This is a genomic window from Paenibacillus hamazuiensis (genome assembly GCF_023276405.1).
Classification (GTDB): Bacteria; Bacillota; Bacilli; order Paenibacillales; family NBRC-103111; genus Paenibacillus_AF; species Paenibacillus_AF hamazuiensis.
The window spans coordinates 6,505,292-6,522,500 of record NZ_JALRMO010000001.1 but is presented as its reverse complement, the minus strand read 5'-3'; the positions used below and the strand labels follow the sequence as shown (position 1 = coordinate 6,522,500).

The 17,209-nt window shown below is 53.7% G+C and carries 15 protein-coding genes and 2 rRNA genes (1 of these 17 only partly in view); 16 read left to right on the top strand and 1 reads right to left on the bottom strand.

Going from position 1 to position 17,209, the window contains the following annotated elements:
• The 13 genes from MYS68_RS28560 to gltX all read left to right on the top strand — a co-directional run.
• Window positions 1–1,107, top strand: a 23S ribosomal RNA gene (locus tag MYS68_RS28560); it begins 1,809 nt to the left of the window's first position.
• A 163-nt stretch (window positions 1,108–1,270) separates the two neighbouring features.
• Window positions 1,271–1,387, top strand: a 5S ribosomal RNA gene (rrf, locus tag MYS68_RS28555).
• Window positions 1,388–2,179: 792 nt separating this feature from the next.
• Window positions 2,180–2,641: a CtsR family transcriptional regulator gene (locus MYS68_RS28550; protein ID WP_248929062.1), complete on the top strand. Its 462-nt coding sequence runs from the start codon at window positions 2,180–2,182 to the stop codon at window positions 2,639–2,641.
• Between the two features lie 20 nt (window positions 2,642–2,661).
• Entirely contained in the window at window positions 2,662–3,180 is a 519-nt protein-coding gene (locus tag MYS68_RS28545) for a protein-arginine kinase activator protein McsA (RefSeq protein ID WP_248929061.1), read from the top strand.
• A gap of 16 nt (window positions 3,181–3,196) precedes the next feature.
• The gene (locus MYS68_RS28540) at window positions 3,197–4,276 is read left to right on the top strand and encodes a protein-arginine kinase McsB (RefSeq protein ID WP_248929060.1); all 1,080 of its coding nucleotides are present in this window, start codon (window positions 3,197–3,199) and stop codon (window positions 4,274–4,276) included.
• A gap of 64 nt (window positions 4,277–4,340) precedes the next feature.
• Window positions 4,341–6,782: an ATP-dependent protease ATP-binding subunit ClpC gene (clpC, locus tag MYS68_RS28535; RefSeq protein ID WP_248929059.1), complete on the top strand. Its 2,442-nt coding sequence runs from the start codon at window positions 4,341–4,343 to the stop codon at window positions 6,780–6,782.
• 125 nt (window positions 6,783–6,907) lie between these two features.
• On the top strand, window positions 6,908–8,275 hold the full coding sequence (gene radA, locus MYS68_RS28530) for a DNA repair protein RadA (protein WP_248929058.1): 1,368 nt from the start codon (window positions 6,908–6,910) through the stop codon (window positions 8,273–8,275).
• Between the two features lie 14 nt (window positions 8,276–8,289).
• A complete protein-coding gene (disA, locus tag MYS68_RS28525) occupies window positions 8,290–9,369 on the top strand; it encodes a DNA integrity scanning diadenylate cyclase DisA (protein WP_248929057.1) in 1,080 nt (359 codons plus the stop codon).
• Between the two features lie 76 nt (window positions 9,370–9,445).
• On the top strand, window positions 9,446–10,171 hold the full coding sequence (gene pssA / locus MYS68_RS28520; protein WP_248929056.1) for a CDP-diacylglycerol--serine O-phosphatidyltransferase: 726 nt from the start codon (window positions 9,446–9,448) through the stop codon (window positions 10,169–10,171).
• A 146-nt stretch (window positions 10,172–10,317) separates the two neighbouring features.
• Window positions 10,318–11,415: a PIN/TRAM domain-containing protein gene (locus MYS68_RS28515; protein WP_248929055.1), complete on the top strand. Its 1,098-nt coding sequence runs from the start codon at window positions 10,318–10,320 to the stop codon at window positions 11,413–11,415.
• A gap of 60 nt (window positions 11,416–11,475) precedes the next feature.
• Window positions 11,476–12,180 carry a 2-C-methyl-D-erythritol 4-phosphate cytidylyltransferase gene (gene ispD / locus MYS68_RS28510; protein WP_248929054.1) on the top strand — a complete coding sequence of 235 codons (705 nt, stop codon included), beginning with the start codon at window positions 11,476–11,478 and terminating at the stop codon, window positions 12,178–12,180.
• Window positions 12,177–12,662: a 2-C-methyl-D-erythritol 2,4-cyclodiphosphate synthase gene (gene ispF, locus MYS68_RS28505; protein WP_248929053.1), complete on the top strand. Its 486-nt coding sequence runs from the start codon at window positions 12,177–12,179 to the stop codon at window positions 12,660–12,662. Before ispD ends, ispF begins: the two co-directional genes overlap by 4 nt.
• Window positions 12,663–12,707: 45 nt before the next feature.
• A complete protein-coding gene (gene gltX, locus MYS68_RS28500) occupies window positions 12,708–14,165 on the top strand; it encodes a glutamate--tRNA ligase (RefSeq protein ID WP_248929052.1) in 1,458 nt (485 codons plus the stop codon).
• A 182-nt stretch (window positions 14,166–14,347) separates the two neighbouring features.
• On the opposite strand, the gene MYS68_RS28495 is transcribed toward gltX, so the two are convergent.
• The gene (locus tag MYS68_RS28495; RefSeq protein WP_248929051.1) at window positions 14,348–14,593 is read right to left on the bottom strand and encodes a hypothetical protein; all 246 of its coding nucleotides are present in this window, start codon (window positions 14,591–14,593) and stop codon (window positions 14,348–14,350) included.
• Between the two features lie 38 nt (window positions 14,594–14,631).
• On the opposite strand from MYS68_RS28495, the gene cysE reads away from it, so the two are divergent.
• From cysE to MYS68_RS28480, 3 genes are read left to right on the top strand one after another with little or no spacing between them, the layout of a single operon-like run.
• Window positions 14,632–15,309: a serine O-acetyltransferase gene (cysE, locus tag MYS68_RS28490; protein WP_248929050.1), complete on the top strand. Its 678-nt coding sequence runs from the start codon at window positions 14,632–14,634 to the stop codon at window positions 15,307–15,309.
• Window positions 15,290–16,687 carry a cysteine--tRNA ligase gene (gene cysS, locus MYS68_RS28485; RefSeq protein WP_248929049.1) on the top strand — a complete coding sequence of 466 codons (1,398 nt, stop codon included), beginning with the start codon at window positions 15,290–15,292 and terminating at the stop codon, window positions 16,685–16,687. Before cysE ends, cysS begins: the two co-directional genes overlap by 20 nt.
• An 8-nt stretch (window positions 16,688–16,695) precedes the next feature.
• The gene (locus MYS68_RS28480) at window positions 16,696–17,169 is read left to right on the top strand and encodes a Mini-ribonuclease 3 (RefSeq protein WP_248929048.1); all 474 of its coding nucleotides are present in this window, start codon (window positions 16,696–16,698) and stop codon (window positions 17,167–17,169) included.
• Window positions 17,170–17,209 lie beyond the last annotated feature (40 nt).

The window sequence follows — 17,209 nt, the reverse complement described above, 5'->3', positions numbered from 1 at the left end:
ACACAGGTCTGTGCGAAGCCGCAAGGCGAAGTATACGGGCTGACGCCTGCCCGGTGCTGGAAGGTTAAGGGGAGCGGTAAGGTGCAAACCGAAGCTGTGAACCGAAGCCCCAGTAAACGGCGGCCGTAACTATAACGGTCCTAAGGTAGCGAAATTCCTTGTCAGGTAAATTCTGACCCGCACGAATGGCGTAACGACTTGGGCGCTGTCTCGACGAGAGATCCGGTGAAATTTTAATACCTGTGAAGATGCAGGTTACCCGCGACAAGACGGAAAGACCCCATGGAGCTTTACTGCAGCTTGATATTGGACTTTGGTACGATCTGTACAGGATAGGTGGGAGCCTTTGAAGCATGAGCGCCAGCTTGTGTGGAGGCGACGTTGGGATACCACCCTGATCGTATCGGAGTTCTAACCTGGTACCCTGATCGGGTATGGGGACAGTGTCAGGTGGGCAGTTTGACTGGGGCGGTCGCCTCCTAAAGAGTAACGGAGGCGCCCCAAGGTTCCCTCAGAATGGTTGGAAATCATTCGAAGAGTGCAAAGGCAGAAGGGAGCTTGACTGCGAGACAAACAGGTCGAGCAGGGACGAAAGTCGGGCTTAGTGATCCGGTGGTACCGAATGGAAGGGCCATCGCTCAACGGATAAAAGCTACCCTGGGGATAACAGGCTTATCTCCCCCAAGAGTCCACATCGACGGGGAGGTTTGGCACCTCGATGTCGGCTCATCGCATCCTGGGGCTGAAGTAGGTCCCAAGGGTTGGGCTGTTCGCCCATTAAAGCGGTACGCGAGCTGGGTTCAGAACGTCGTGAGACAGTTCGGTCCCTATCTGTCGCGGGCGTAGGAAATTTGAGAGGAGCTGTCCTTAGTACGAGAGGACCGGGATGGACGTACCGCTGGTGTACCAGTTGTCTCGCCAGAGGCACGGCTGGATAGCCAAGTACGGAAGGGATAAGCGCTGAAAGCATCTAAGCGTGAAGCCCCCCTCAAGATGAGATTTCCCAGTATGTAAGACCCCTTGTAGACGACGAGGTAGATAGGTTCGGGGTGGAAGCGCGGCAACGTGTGGAGCTGACGAATACTAATCGGTCGAGGGCTTAACCATATTACCCAAGAAAGTGAAGAAGACGCTGACGAAGCCGATTCCGATTACTTTCTCGGGGCCCAATAAAGGATAATTCTAACGCAAACACTTGAAGTGATTCGCATCTAGTTTTCAGGGAGCAACATGCTTCCGAAGCGAGTTTTGTTTTAAGACAAAACTCATGTTTGGTGACGATGGCGGAGGGGAACCACGCGTACCCATCCCGAACACGACCGTTAAGCCCTCCAGCGCCGATGGTACTTAGACCGCAGGGTCTTGGGAGAGTAGGACGTCGCCAAGCAAAGGCCGAGTGACAGTGAAAAAGCAAAGACTCTTTCCGAATTTTGGAGAGGGTCTTTTGCTATGTCTTTAAGGAAAATAAGCTAAAGCACCAGTATGAAGCTTGTTCGGCACAATTCGGCGTTAGCCGATCGTGGCGGACAAATGCGGGCCGCAATCACTCCACGTATCATCGTTCCCAAAGTAAAGCGTGTCCGGGCATAAGATTTTTACCCGAAGGTAAAAATCCATGTCTGACAAACACGAACTAGAAGCGAGCATTCCCGCATTGCAGGCGGGTCCAGGGCGCCTGAACGCAATGTTGTCAGGTTAAGTCCCAAACAGCTCGTGCGTCTGTCCCCGGGCCATAAAGGAACTATAGTGCGCTATAATGGCCATTTCGATTGACTCGCCAAGAATAAAGGAACTCAGATGCGTTGTTTCCCCATTTTACCAGCCCTCAAGTGATTTTCCGTATATTTAACGCACCTCAGTTCCTCTATTTTTCAGATGTGCTTATTTTTCCGAGAATAGCGAATGTGAGTTCCTCTATGTTTGTGAACAGTTGCCCGGTCAGTTCGGTTTGTTGTCGGTTCCCGTCGGGTAAATACGCGATTTTGAGGGTGGCGATCGCACAGAATGAAAACCCGGACCCATGCCTAAACTAGGCTTAGGAAACAAAGCGGAAAAGCTGCATCGGCAAAGGTGTTGCAAATTTGAGCCAAATCAGTATAATGAAATTAAGGTCAAAGAAAGTCAAAGTCAATTTACACTGCCGGTACGAAACGCAGTGCCGACATGGAGGTTGAAATTGATGCGCAACGTTTCCGAAATCATTGAACAATACTTGAAGCAAGTTCTGCAGCAAAGCCCGGAAGGGGTCATTGAAATTCAACGAAACGAGCTTGCGGACCGATTTGACTGCGTACCCTCGCAGATTAATTATGTAATCAGCACACGGTTTACGTTGGAGAAAGGTTACATTGTGGAAAGCAAACGCGGGGGCGGAGGTTATATTCGCATACAGAAGGTGGTTTTGCAGTCGCACGGCGAGGTGCTGGATCATATATTCCGCACCATCAGCTCCCGAATCGATCAGGCCGCATCCGAAGGGCTGTTATACCAGCTCCACGACAGCGGATATATCACCGAACGGGAAGCCGGACTCATGCGGGCGGCGATTTCGCGGGAGGTACTGGCGTTCAAGCTGCCGCTGCGCGACGAAATTCGCGCCAACATTTTAAAAGCGATGCTCATTTCCTTGCTTAGCAAATAAGCTATAAGGAGGGACAGAAGATGATCTGTCAAGAATGCGGCAAGAAACCTGCGACGCTGCATTTTACAAAAATCGTGAATGGCGAGAAAACGGAGTTCCATATTTGCGAAACATGTGCCAGGGAAAAAGGCGAAATGATTCCGGGCACGCCGAACAGTTTCTCCATTCACAATTTACTGTCGGGTTTGCTTGATTTTGAACCCTCATCTTCGGCAACGCTCGCGCAGAAACCGCAAATGGCCAGATGCGAGCACTGCGGGTTGACTTACGCCCAATTTAGCAAGCTGGGAAGGTTCGGGTGCAGTTCATGCTACAAACATTTTGCCGATCGGCTCGACCCGTTATTCAAAAGAGTACATGGAAGCACCACACATACGGGGAAGGTGCCGAAACGTTCCGGCGGAATGATTAAATATAAAAGGGAACTGGAAAGCTTGAAAAAAGAACTTCTTCTTCGGATAGAACGGGAGGAGTTTGAACAAGCGGCCAGTCTGCGCGACCAAATCCGAGAGCTGGAGAAAAAAGTAGCCGAAGCGTAGGAGGAGGGTGTCCCAAATGACACAAGCACGTTTTTTTGAAAATGCGTTAAGCGATTGGATGAAAGGCAAGGGCCCCGATTCCGACATCGTGATCAGCAGCCGGATTCGGATTGCCCGCAATATTAATCCTTACCCGTTTCCGATGCTGGCAACGAACCAGCAGTCCAAGGAAGTGCTCGATAAGATTTCCGAGGTTTTGGAAGATGAGGATTTAAAGACGATCAGCCGTTTTACGATGCTTCCGCTTTCCGGTTTAAACGAACTTCAGAAGCAGGTGCTCGTTGAAAAACATCTGATCAGTCCCGCTCTGGCGAACGAATCGCGAAACGGGGCGGTTATTTTAAGCGATAACGAATCGATCAGCATCATGGTCAATGAAGAAGACCATCTACGCATACAGTGTTTGCTGCAAGGGTTCCAAATCAAAGAGGCGTGGGATCTGGCCAACCAGATTGACGACCACTTTGAAACGAAGCTCGATTACGCATTTGACGAAAGCCGCGGGTACCTGACCAGCTGTCCAACCAATGTAGGAACGGGTATTCGCGCATCGGTGATGATCCATTTGCCGGCTCTGGTGCTGACTCAGCAAATCAACCGCATTCTTTCGGCAATCACCCAGGTGGGGCTGGCGGTGAGAGGGCTTTATGGGGAAGGCAGCGAGGCGATCGGCAATTTGTTTCAAATATCGAATCAAATCACGTTGGGGCAGTCGGAAGAGGAGATCATCAACAACCTCTATGGCGTAGTTCGCCAAATTATTGAACATGAACGCGCCGCGCGGCAGAAGCTGATGTATGAGACAAAGGCGAAAATCGTCGACCGCGTCAGCCGGTCGTACGGAATTTTATCCTATGCCGCGATTATCGATTCCAAGGAAGCTTCCCAACGTCTTTCCGACGTACGGCTGGGCATCGATCTGGGAATCATACAAAACGTGTCTCCCACGGTGCTGAACGAGCTGCTCGTGATGACTCAGCCCGGTTTTTTACAGCAATATGCAGGAGAAAAGCTGTCGCCTGAAGAAAGAGATGTAAGGAGAGCCGAACTGATACGCGAAAAGTTTCGAAAAGTATCGGCAGGCGGCGTTGCATGATTAGCTTTAACACACGATACAATGAAACACGGCTGTGACATACTATATTTTGGAGGTGCAGGATATGATGTTTGGAAGATTTACGGAACGCGCGCAAAAGGTGCTGTCTTTGGCTCAGGAAGAAGCCGTACGTCTGGGTCATAACAATATCGGGACAGAACACATTTTACTCGGCCTTATTCGCGAAGGGGAAGGCATTGCCGCCAAGGCGCTCGTCGCCCTCGGATTGGGCCTTGAGAAAATCCAGGACGAAGTCGAATCCCTGATCGGCCGCGGCCAAGAGCAGCCGACCAATATTGCCTACACCCCGAGAGCGAAAAAGGTCATCGAGCTGTCGATGGACGAAGCCCGCAAGCTGGGCCATACGTACGTTGGCACTGAGCATATTCTTTTGGGATTGATTCGGGAAGGTGAAGGCGTAGCAGCACGGGTGCTGAACAATCTGGGCATCAGCCTGAACAAAGCCCGTCAGCAAGTGCTGCAGCTGCTTGGAAGCAGCGAGGTCGTTTCGACCAATCACGGTGCGAATCCGAACGTAAGCACGCCGACGCTGGACGGCTTGGCCCGCGACCTGACCGCATTTGCGAAGGAAGGCAATCTCGACCCGGTCATCGGCCGCAGCAAAGAGATCGAACGTGTCATTCAGGTGTTGAGCCGCCGCACGAAAAACAATCCGGTTCTCATCGGGGAGCCTGGTGTCGGTAAAACGGCGATCGCCGAAGGGCTCGCGCAAAAAATCGTTAACAACGAGATCCCGGAAACGCTTCGTGATAAACGCGTCATGACGCTGGACATGGGCTCCGTCGTGGCGGGTACGAAATACCGCGGCGAATTCGAGGACCGCTTGAAAAAAATTATGGATGAGATCCGTCAGGCGGGCAACATTATCCTGTTCATCGACGAGCTGCATACGCTGATCGGTGCAGGCGGCGCAGAAGGTGCGATCGACGCTTCGAACATTTTGAAGCCGGCGCTCGCCCGCGGCGAGCTGCAGTGCATCGGCGCTACGACGCTCGACGAATACCGCAAATATATCGAGAAGGATGCCGCGCTGGAGCGCCGTTTCCAACCGATCACGGTCGACCAGCCGTCTCCGGAAGAGGCGATTCAAATTTTGAACGGCCTGCGCGACCGTTACGAAGCGCATCACCGCGTCAAAATTACCGACGAAGCCATTGAGCAAGCGGTAAGATTGTCGGACCGTTATATTACGGATCGCTTCCTGCCGGACAAGGCGATCGACCTGATCGACGAAGCCAGTTCCAAAGTGAGACTTCGCTCGTACACGGTACCGCCCGATCTGAAAAAACTCGAGAACAAACTTGAAGATATCCGCAAGGAAAAAGATGCCGCTGTGCAAAGCCAGGAATTCGAGAAAGCCGCCGCACTGCGCGACACGGAGCAAAAGCTGCGTGAGGAGCTGGATTCCACCCGCAACGAGTGGAAGGAGAAGCAGGGTCGCACCGATTCCGAGGTCACACCGGACGATATCGCGCAAGTCGTGACAAGCTGGACCGGCATTCCGGTTGTCAAGCTGGTGGAGGAAGAAACCGAACGGCTGCTTAAGATGGAATCGATCCTGCACGATCGCGTCATCGGCCAGGACGAAGCGGTTAAAGCGGTCAGCCGCGCGATCCGCCGCGCGAGAGCCGGTCTGAAAGATCCGAAACGTCCGATGGGTTCGTTTATTTTCCTTGGACCGACCGGCGTAGGTAAAACCGAGCTGGCCCGCGCACTCGCGGAATCGCTGTTCGGCGACGAAAATGCGGTCATCCGCATCGATATGTCCGAATACATGGAGAAACATTCGACCTCGCGTCTGGTCGGAGCGCCTCCGGGATACGTCGGCTACGAGGAAGGCGGCCAATTGACCGAGAAAGTACGCCGCAAGCCGTACTCCGTCGTACTGCTGGACGAAATCGAGAAGGCCCACCCGGAAGTATTCAACATTTTGCTGCAGGTGCTTGAGGACGGCCGCTTGACCGATTCCAAGGGCCGGACGGTCGACTTCCGCAACACGCTCATCATCATGACGTCGAACGTCGGCGCCGAGATGATCAAGAAAAATTCGACACTCGGGTTTACCGCGGCTCAAGACGCCGGCAAAGATTACAACAACATGAAAGACAAAGTGATGGGCGAGCTGAAGAAAAACTTCCGTCCGGAGTTCCTGAACCGGATCGACGAGATCATCGTGTTCCACTCGCTGGATCAGGAGCATATCTCCCGCATGGTCACTTTGAGAGCGGACGAATTGCGCAAGCGGCTCAAAGATCATGAGATTGATTTCGTGCTGACCGATAAGGCGAAGGAGTTCCTGGCCAAAGAAGGCTACGATCCGACGTTCGGCGCACGTCCGCTGCGCAGAGCGATCCAGAAGCATATCGAGGACCGTTTGTCCGAAGAGCTGCTCAAAGGCAACATCGCCAAGGGCGACAAGCTGACGATCGACGAGGAAAACGGCGAGCTTACCGTCAAACGCAGCGAAGCCGCTGCCCAGGCGTAAATATATTTTTTAAAAAAAGCATTCTGTGTATTTATTCACAGAGTGCTTTTTTTTGGCTTTTCTTTCAATTAACGAAATGGTAAACTTTGAAAAGACTCTTTAAATGGACGGAGAAATGGGAAAGTATGGCAAAAGCGAAAACGAAGTTTCATTGTCAGGAATGCGGTTACGAATCGCCGAAATGGCTTGGCAAATGCCCGGGGTGTCAGTCGTGGAACAGCTTTGTGGAAGAAGTCGAGACGGTGGTCAAAACGCAAGGCTTAAATTCTTCCCTGCTGCGTACGAAAGAAAAGGCGGTTCCGCTCATACATATAGAAAGTGGCGAAGAACAGCGGATTACGACTCAGCATCAGGAGCTTAACCGCGTCCTCGGAGGAGGGCTCGTACCCGGCTCGCTCATCCTGGTCGGGGGAGATCCCGGCATCGGCAAGTCGACGCTGCTGCTGCAAACGTCATTTGCGCTGGCGACCGCCGGTCTTAAGGTGCTGTACATATCCGGCGAGGAATCGGTACGGCAAACGAAGCTTCGGGCGGACCGGCTCGGCGTTGTTTCCCCACTTCTCTATGTTCTGTGCGAAACGAACCTTGAGCAAATCGAAGAGGCCATCGAAGAAGTCAAACCGGACTTCATGGTCATCGATTCGATTCAAACGGTTTACCATCCGGCGGTCACTTCGGCCCCGGGAAGCGTTTCGCAGGTGCGCGAATGCACCGGGCATTTTATGCGGATTGCCAAAATCAAAGGGATCGCCACCGTACTCGTCGGCCACGTCACCAAAGAAGGGGCGATCGCCGGTCCGCGGCTGCTCGAGCATATGGTCGATTGCGTGCTTTATTTCGAGGGCGAACGGCATCATTCCTACCGGCTGCTGAGAGCTGTGAAAAACCGCTTCGGTTCGACGAATGAAATCGGCATTTTTGAAATGCAGGAGCAAGGTCTTGTGGAAGTATCGAATCCTTCCGAATTATTTCTATCCGAGCGTCCGCTCGGAGTGTCAGGTTCCACAGTGGTCGCAAGCATGGAAGGAACCCGCCCTGTGCTCGTTGAGCTGCAGGCGCTCGTATCGCAAACGAACTTTCCCACACCGCGCCGGATGGCGACGGGTGTGGACTATAACCGCTTGTCCTTGATCGTAGCCGTCTTGGAGAAGCGGATGGGGATGTTTTTGCAAAACCAGGATGCTTATTTGAATGTCGCCGGGGGCGTCAAGCTCGACGAACCGGCCGTCGATCTGGGCATCGCCGTCAGCATAGCCTCCAGCTTCAAGGAAATTCCGACACAACCTTATGATGTGGTATTCGGGGAAGTCGGGCTTACCGGCGAAGTGAGAGGCGTATCCCGGGTGGACCAACGCGTAAGGGAAGCGCACAAGCTGGGATTCAGGCGCGTCATTTTGCCGGAAAAAAGCTTGAAGGGCTGGACTCCGCCTGCGGGAATTGAAATCATCGGTGTGAACACGGTAGCCGAAGCGCTTTCCGTCGCATTAGCCTGAGAAAGGGGATACCTATGAGCCGTGAAGAAAGCAAAAAAGACGTAATGAGTCAGCTGCTGCAGCTGGTTGCACCCGGTACCCCCTTTAGGGAAGGGCTGGAAAATGTGCTCAGAGCCAAGACCGGCGGCTTGATCGTTGTGGGCTACAGCCCGGAAGTGATGGAGATCGTCGACGGCGGCTTTTCCATTAACTGCGACTTTTCGCCGAATTATTTATACGAACTGGCCAAAATGGACGGGGCCATTATTTTAAGCGAAGATGTGAAGCGGATTTTGTATGCGAACACGCAGCTCATTCCCGATCCTTCCATCTCTTCTTCGGAGACGGGAATCCGGCATCGTACGGCGGAGCGGGTGGCCAAGCAGACGGGAAAGCTGGTCGTTTCCATATCGCAGCGGCGCAACGTCATTACGCTGTACCAGGGGAACCTGCGGTACGCCTTGAAGGATATCGGCGTCATTTTGACCAAGGCCAATCAGGCCATCCAGACGCTGGAAAAGTATAAATCGGTGCTGGACCAGGCTTTAACCAACCTCGGAGCATCGGAATTCGAGGAGCTCGTCACGCTGCACGAGGTCGTCAGCGTCGTCCAGCGGGTGGAGATGGTGCTGCGCGTCAAGGCGGAAATCAAGCGGTACATTAACGAGCTCGGCTCGGAGGGCAGGCTTATCAGCATGCAGCTCGAGGAGCTTGTCGGCAATACCGAACACGAAGCGTATTTGCTGATCAAAGACTATGCGCGGGACGGCAGCGACGAGAAGGTGAAGGATATCCTGAACGGGCTGAAAAAACTAGCCTCCGAAGAGCTGCTCGATCCGAGCCACATCGTCCGTCTGATGGGGTACCATCATTCGAACAACATCGGAGAAGAAACCGTTTCACCCCGCGGATACCGGGTGCTGCACAAAATTCCGCGACTGCCGTCCCTTATCATACACAATCTGGTCGAACGTTTCGAGGAGCTGCCGCAGCTCATGATGGCTACCATCGAGGAGCTGGATGAGGTCGACGGCATCGGCGAAGTCCGCGCCAGAACGATTAAAGAAGGGCTGAAACGAATCCAGGATCAAGTATTTATTGACAGACATATTTAGCTTGCATACTAAGAGAGGATAGTCTAATATAATGATGAGTATTAGGGCAAAGTAAACCCAGAGGTGGAATAACTACATGCTGACAAAATCTCTTCCCAACGTGTTTACGGTAGGGAACTTATTTTTGGGAATCATCTCCATCATTCTCGTTTTTAACGGGAATCCGGAACTTGCGGCGATTATGGTCATCGTGGCCATGCTGCTGGACGGCTTGGACGGACGTGTCGCCCGCGCGCTGAATGCGCAGAGCGAGTTCGGCAAAGAGCTCGATTCGTTATCGGACGTCATTTCATTCGGCGTAGCGCCGGCCTTTATCATGTACGTCACGGCTTTTACAAGCCTCAACGCGGCTGCAGCCTGGATTGTCACAGCGGTATTCCCGATCTGTGGGGCGCTTCGCCTGGCACGGTTTAACGTTATTGCCGGAACTCCCGGTTATTTTATCGGACTTCCGATTCCGGCGGCAGGCGGCGTTTTGTGTACGCTTGCTTTATTTCATGAGCAGCTCGGCACGACGGTGCTTTTGATCAGCACGCTCGCCTTGTCTTACCTGATGGTAAGCACGGTCAAATACCCGAATTTCAAAAAAGTCGGCATTCCGAAAGCAGCCATCTGGATTACGCCAATCGTGGTCGTCATTGCCGTGGCGCTGGCCATCTTGTTCCCGGGCATGCTTTCCAAAATGATTTTTGTGCCGCTTGTCATTTATGCGCTTTATGGTTTAAAAAAAAACGTTGATCGGTTTTTCTTCAGAAAACGGAAAAACAAGTCCGCGGATGAGGTAAAATCGGAAAGTTTCTGATAAAACCGCAAAGCGAAAATAAAAAGCATTTATTTTCTTGAACAAAGAAAATAAATGCTTTTTTTGTTTGTTTAGCGATTCCAGTTTTTGTTCATAATTGTAACGAGATGAATTCAACAACAACGAAAAGGTCTGGAGGTGAACCCATGTTGAAGAAATGGATACAGATGATTTTTGCCATTATGGGGGGCGTGCTTGGGTTTGAGTGGAGTAATTCGTGGAGCGAACCGGTATTCAGTATGATGGGTTCCTCGAAAAATGTGGAGCAAATGCCGGTGGAAGGTTTTCCATTCTGGGCGCTGCTGATCGGCGGGGGAATCGGGTTTATCGTCAGCGCTTGGGCCGTTCACGCCGGGTACAAGCTGATTCAACGGGGAGAGCAGCAGATCGCCAAAGTGCCGATTTCCGATTTGCTGGCAGGAACCGCCGGCATGGTCATCGGGATGCTCGCCGCCGTCATGCTGCTGGCATCCATCGATATTACGGGATGGTCCGGCGTGATCCTGCATATTGTAGTGACCGGTGCACTCAGTGTGGCGGGCTTCCGTTTCGGTTATTCCAAGCGAGATGAACTTATTGCGATCCTTTCCAAAAATCGCGTATCCAAAGAGCGCAACAAAGAAGCGAAAGGATACGAAGAACACAAAATTTTGGATACGAGCGTAATTATCGACGGACGCATCGCGGACATTTGCAAAACCGGATTTATTGAGGGGACGCTGGTCATTCCCGAATTTGTGCTCGAAGAGCTGCAGCATATCGCCGATTCGTCTGATCTGCTCAAGCGAAACCGGGGCCGCCGGGGGCTTGACATTTTAAACAAAATCCAAAAGGAACTCGACGTCAAGGTGCTCATCTACGAAGGGGATTTCGACGAAATTTCCGAGGTGGACAGCAAGCTGGTCAAGCTGGCGAAAGTGCTGCAGGGCAAGGTGATCACCAACGACTTTAACCTGAACAAGGTGTGCGAGCTGCAGGGCGTATCCGTGCTGAACATCAACGATTTGGCCAACGCGGTGAAGCCGGTCGTACTGCCGGGCGAGGAGATTCTCGTACAGGTGATCAAAGACGGCAAGGAGCACGGCCAAGGCGTCGCTTACCTGGACGACGGGACGATGATCGTCGTGGAAGGCGGCCGGGAATTTATCGGCACGACGCTCGATGTGCTCGTGACCAGCGTGCTGCAGACTTCTGCGGGCCGGATGATTTTCGCCAAGCCGAAACTATTGGAAAAAGCGCTCTAAAATCGGTATGATAAGAGGATGAGCGTTTCATCCATAGATCAGGTACAAGAAGGGGAACCGATGGGGAAGCTGGGCGTAGTCATTGTGGCGGCGGGAAAAGGCTCCCGCATGAAGGCCGCGGAAAGCAAGCAGTATTTGGAGCTGGCGGGGAAGCCGATTTTGGTACATACGCTGGAGCTGTTTGAGCGGCTGGATGCGGTCGATACGATCGTGCTCGTGACCGGAGCGGGCGATATCGAAAGATGCTCGGGATATGCGGCGCAGTACGGCATCGGCAAGCTGGCGCAAATCGTAACCGGAGGAGCCGAAAGGCAGCATTCCGTTTATGCCGGAATTAAGGCGCTGCCGGAGCAGGTCGAATGGGTGCTCGTCCACGACGGAGTGCGCCCGTTCGCAGCGAAGGAGCATATTTTGCGCTGCGTGGAGACGGTCAAAGCGTGCGGGGCGGCCGTGCTGGCCGTACCGGTGAAGGATACGATCAAAATCGTGGACGGTGCGGGCATCATCCGTTCGACGCCGGACCGGCGAAGCTTGTGGGCGATGCAAACCCCGCAAGCTTTTCGTCGTTCTTTGCTGGAGCAGGCGTACGAGCAGGCGGAGCGGGACGGTTTCGTCGGTACCGACGACGCTTCGCTGGTGGAGCGGATCGGTGCGCCGGTTCAGGTCGTTGAAGCCGACTATTATAACATCAAGATCACGACGCCGGAGGATTTGCCTTGGGCCGAATGGATCGCGCAAAATGTCAGGGGAGAGGATGCAAGGTGATACGGGTAGGACAAGGCTTTGACGTGCATCAACTGGTGGAAGGACGCAAATGCATTATCGGCGGTGTTGAAATACCGCATGAAAAAGGATTGCTCGGCCACTCCGACGCCGACGTGCTGCTGCACGCAATCAGCGACGCGATTTTGGGGGCGCTCGCGCTCGGCGATATCGGCAAGCATTTTCCGGACACCGACGCGGAATATAAGGATGCGGACAGCTACAAGCTGCTGCTGCATGTATGGAAGCTGGCCAAGGAAGCGGGCTACCGTCTCGGCAACCTGGACGCGACGATCATCGCCCAGAAGCCGAAGATGGCGCCTCATATTCCCGCCATGGTTAAGCGAATCGCCGAGGGGCTGGAGGCGGAGACAAGCCAGGTGAACGTCAAAGCGACGACCACCGAGCAGCTCGGCTTTACGGGACGAGGCGAAGGCATCGCCGCACAGGCGGTTGTTTGCCTGCTGAAAGATGTGCTATCATAACAAGTAATATTTTTGGGGACGCCAGTTTCGGAAGGAGTTATCATCATGAGCCAAGAAGTCCGCGTTCGTTACGCGCCGAGCCCGACGGGCCATCTGCATATCGGCAACGCGAGAACCGCACTTTTCAACTATTTATTTGCACGTCATCATAACGGAAAATTCATCATCCGCATCGAGGATACCGACGTCAAAAGAAACGTCGCCGGCGGCGAGGAAAACCAGCTGACTTACCTGAAATGGCTCGGCATCGATTGGGACGAGAGTATCGATGTAGGCGGCCCTTACGGCCCCTACCGGCAAACGGAGCGGCTGGATATCTACCGCCGTTACACGGATGAGCTGCTGCAAAAAGGGCTCGCCTACCGCTGCTACTGCACCGAAGAGGAGCTGGAGCGGGAGCGGGAGGAGCAGAGCGCCCGCGGCGAAATGCCGCGTTATTCCGGAAGATGCCGCAATCTGACGGCGGAAGAGGCAAGCCGGTTTGAGGCGGAAGGGCGTCAGGCGTCGATCCGCTTCAAGGTACCTGCCGGCAAGACGTATACGTTCGACGATATGGTTAAAGGCGACATCTCGTTCGAATCCGACGGGATCGGCGACTTTGTCATCGTGAAAAAAGACGGCATTCCGACTTACAACTATGCCGTTGTCGTTGACGACCATACGATGGCGATCAGCCACGTGCTGCGCGGTGAAGACCATGTATCGAACACACCGCGCCAGCTGATGATTTACGAGGCTCTCGGCTGGCAGCCGCCAAAGTTCGGCCATATGACGCTGATCGTCAACGAGCAGCGCAAAAAGCTGAGCAAGCGGGATGAGTCGATCATCCAGTTTATCGAGCAGTACGACCATCTCGGCTATTTGCCGGAGGCGCTTTTCAATTTCATCGCCCTGCTCGGCTGGTCGCCGGAAGGGGAAAACGAACTGTTTTTGCGAGACGAGCTTATTAACATCTTTGACGAAAACCGGCTGTCCCGCAGCCCGGCGGTTTTCGACACGGAGAAGCTGAAATGGGTCAACAACCATTACATCAAGATGGCCGACATCGACCGCTTGACGGCGCTGGCGCTGCCTCATCTGCAGCAAGCCGGCCTCATCCCTCAGCAGCTGAGTCCCGAGCAGGCGGATTGGGTGAAGAAGCTGGTGGCTCTCTATCAGGAGCAGATGAACGCAGCGTCCGACATCGTTGCCCTCTCGGAAATGTTCTTCAAAGAGGACGCTGTAATCGAGGAAGAGGAAGCGAAAGCGATGATGGCGGAGGAATATGTGCCTGTCGTGCTCGGCAGCTTCCTAGGCAAAGTGGAGCAATCCGCCGACTGGTCGCCGGAAGCGATTCAGGCGCTGCTTAAGGAAGTGCAGAAAGAGACCGGGTACAAAGGCAAACAGCTCTTTATGACGACACGCATCGCGCTTACGGGACAAATGCACGGCCGCGATTTGAATCAGACGATCTATTTGCTTGGCAAAGACAAGGTCATTGCCCGGCTGAAGAAGTTATTGTAAACCGGGGCCGTTTCCGATATACTTGTGTTTAAATCAAGTATGGTGAAAAGAACCCCGATTTCCCATAACCAACGGCGTTGATCAGGAGAAGTACGCTAAAGAGGTATCCCCAGAGAGGACGACCGGACCGGTGGCTGTGAGCAGTCCATCAGGTCCAGGCTGAAAGTTGTCCGTTCCCGTCTTTACCGGAAATGCGCCTGTGAGCCGCAATGCCGATCTGCTTCCGGAAGCAGGGTAGGCTTTGCCGGATCGTTCACGATAAGAACGAAGAGCTGGAGCTTGCGCCCGCCCGCGGTCTGTCCGACCGCCGTGCAGAGACGAGCTTTCAAGCAGAGTGGAACCGCGTCTAACCACGCCTCTGCAGCCATTATGGCTGCGGGGGCTTTTTTGTTTCTTTTTGAGAAACCAGCCAAGAAAATTTTGCGCATAAACGGGGGTTCCCCGTAAGAGGGAGTAGGTGATTGGCATGTTCAGCAGAATGAAGGAAGACATCGCAACGGTATTCGAAAACGATCCGGCGGCCCGGAGCTGGTTCGAGGTGGTGCTGACCTATTCCGGACTGCATGCGCTGTGGGCGCATCGGGTCGCCCATTGGTTTTATAAAAAGAAATGGTTCACGGTGGCGCGGATCATTTCCCAAGTCAGCCGCTTCATGACGGGGATCGAAATTCACCCGGGCGCGGTGATCGGCCGGCGTTTTTTCATCGACCATGGAATGGGGGTCGTCATCGGGGAAACATGCGAGATCGGCGATGATGTGCTGCTGTATCACGGGGTCACCTTGGGCGGTACAGGGAAGGAAAAAGGGAAGCGCCATCCGACCATCGGCAATAACGTCGTTATTTCCGCCGGTGCGAAGGTGACCGGCTCCTTTAAGGTCGGCGACAATTCGCGGATCGGCACGAATGCGGTCGTGCTGCAGGAAGTGCCGCCAAACAGCACGGTGGTGGGCATTCCCGGCCGCGTCGTAAAGCGGGACGGCGTACGCGTCGACAGGCTGGCGCACGACAATTTGCCCGATCCGGTCATCGATATGTTCCGCAATCTGCAGCAGCAGATCGATGATTTGAAGCGGCAGCTCGAAATGGAAAAAATGAAGCATACGAACGGAGGAGCTTTAAAGCATGACGCTCAAAGTGTATAACACGCTTACGCGGACCAAGGAACCGTTTCAGCCCATCGAACCGGGCAAAGTAAAAATGTACGTATGCGGTCCGACGGTCTACGACTACATTCATATCGGCAACGCACGGCCGCTTATTTTCTTCGATGTGGTGCGTCGTTTTTTGCGGGCAAGCGGGTACGATGTCACCTATGTCGTGAATTTTACCGATGTCGACGACAAACTGATCCGCAAGGCGAACGAAACGGGGTCCACCGTTCCGGAGGTCGCCGATCGTTTTATCCGTCAATATTATGAGGATACGAAGGGACTCGGCGTTGAGCAGGCGGACGTGCATCCGCGCGTGACCGAGAATATGAACGAAATCATCGCCTTCATTGAAGAGCTCGTGGCCCAAGGCTTTGCTTATGAAAGCGGCGGCGACGTGTATTTCCGCACGGCGCGTTTCCCCGAATACGGCAAGCTGTCCCATCAAAACCTCGAGGAGCTGCAGTACGGCATCCGCATCGAGGTGGACGAGCGGAAGGAAAATCCGCAGGATTTCGTGCTGTGGAAAGCGGCGAAGCCAGGCGAGATTTACTGGTCCAGCCCTTGGGGCGACGGCCGCCCGGGCTGGCATATCGAATGCTCGGCGATGGTGCGCAAATATTTGGGAATGACCATCGACATTCACGGCGGCGGCCAAGATCTCACTTTCCCGCATCACGAGTGCGAGATCGCGCAGAGCGAATCGATAACCGGCCACCCGCTCGCCAATTATTGGCTGCACAACGGCTATATCAACATCAACAATGAAAAAATGTCCAAGTCGCTCGGCAATGGCGTTATCGTGCACGATATTTTGAAAACCGTAAGCCCGCTGGCGCTGCGCTATCTTATGCTGTCGGTGCATTACCGCAATCCGCTGAACTACAGCGAAGATACGCTGGAGCAGGCCAATAACGGACTGGCACGCATCGAAAATTGCCTTGTCAACCTGCGGCACCGCCTGAAAACGGCGGCAGACGGGCCGGTCGATCCGAACGTCCGGCAGGCGGTTGACCGCGTCCGCGAGATGTTTACGGAAAAAATGAACGACGATTTCAATACGCCTGATGCGATTACCGCATTTTTCGAGCTGGTGAACGAAGCCAACCCGTATGTAAGCAAGGATCAAGTGACCCAATCGTCCATCGAATGCTTCCTCGAGCAGTTTAAAGCGATGGATTCAATATTGGGCATACTAGCACCAGAACAGAATGAGCTTTTGGACGAGGAAATCGATCGGCTGATTCAGGAGCGGACCGAAGCGCGGCAGCAAAAAAATTGGGCGCGGGCGGACGAAATCCGGAATTTGCTGACCGAAAAGGGCATCATTTTGGAAGATACGGCGCAAGGCATCCGCCCGCGACGGAAGTGAAATGTTCGATGATCGAAGATAACAGCTTATTCGCGTTTCCCCCGGCTCAGGAGCCGCATTTGCTGAACCCGCTCGTGTTGGCGTATGTAGGCGATGCCGTGTACGAAATGTTCATCCGCCAATACGTGGTATCCCAGCGAAACCAGCGACCGAATCACTTGCATAAAATGTCGACACGATACGTGTCGGCGAAAGCGCAGGCGAAAGCGCTCGAGAAGTGGCTCCCGCATCTGAGCGAAGAGGAGGTTGCCGTCGTCAAGCGGGGCCGCAACGCCAAGTCCGGCACTTCGGCGAAAAACGCCGATATTTTGGAGTACCGGCACAGTACGGCGTTCGAATGCCTGATCGGCTATTTGTATTACACGAAGCGTTACGAACGATTGAACGAGCTGCTTCAAATGACGCTCGGCACAGGGGAGCCGGAGCCGCCGGCATCCGTATATGCGCCGCAGAGAGATGGCAGCAGCCGAATACAAACTTAAACGCAGCATTTTTGGGCCAAGCAAATACTGGGAGGTTTAA

Bases quoted from the DNA above. Each gene is read 5' to 3' on its own strand.
- MYS68_RS28495 (WP_248929051.1), bottom strand. From the start codon at position 14,593: ATGCGCAAAATTTTCTTGGCTGGTTTCTCAAAAAGAAACAAAAAAGCC.
- MYS68_RS28515 (WP_248929055.1), top strand. From the start codon at position 10,318: ATGTTGAAGAAATGGATACAGATGATTTTTGCCATTATGGGGGGCGTG.
- clpC (WP_248929059.1), top strand. From the start codon at position 4,341: ATGATGTTTGGAAGATTTACGGAACGCGCGCAAAAGGTGCTGTCTTTG.
- radA (WP_248929058.1), top strand. From the start codon at position 6,908: ATGGCAAAAGCGAAAACGAAGTTTCATTGTCAGGAATGCGGTTACGAA.
- cysE (WP_248929050.1), top strand. From the start codon at position 14,632: ATGTTCAGCAGAATGAAGGAAGACATCGCAACGGTATTCGAAAACGAT.
- MYS68_RS28540 (WP_248929060.1), top strand. From the start codon at position 3,197: ATGACACAAGCACGTTTTTTTGAAAATGCGTTAAGCGATTGGATGAAA.
- cysS (WP_248929049.1), top strand. From the start codon at position 15,290: ATGACGCTCAAAGTGTATAACACGCTTACGCGGACCAAGGAACCGTTT.
- MYS68_RS28545 (WP_248929061.1), top strand. From the start codon at position 2,662: ATGATCTGTCAAGAATGCGGCAAGAAACCTGCGACGCTGCATTTTACA.
- disA (WP_248929057.1), top strand. From the start codon at position 8,290: ATGAGCCGTGAAGAAAGCAAAAAAGACGTAATGAGTCAGCTGCTGCAG.
- pssA (WP_248929056.1), top strand. From the start codon at position 9,446: ATGCTGACAAAATCTCTTCCCAACGTGTTTACGGTAGGGAACTTATTT.
- ispD (WP_248929054.1), top strand. From the start codon at position 11,476: ATGGGGAAGCTGGGCGTAGTCATTGTGGCGGCGGGAAAAGGCTCCCGC.
- MYS68_RS28480 (WP_248929048.1), top strand. From the start codon at position 16,696: ATGATCGAAGATAACAGCTTATTCGCGTTTCCCCCGGCTCAGGAGCCG.
- gltX (WP_248929052.1), top strand. From the start codon at position 12,708: ATGAGCCAAGAAGTCCGCGTTCGTTACGCGCCGAGCCCGACGGGCCAT.
- MYS68_RS28550 (WP_248929062.1), top strand. From the start codon at position 2,180: ATGCGCAACGTTTCCGAAATCATTGAACAATACTTGAAGCAAGTTCTG.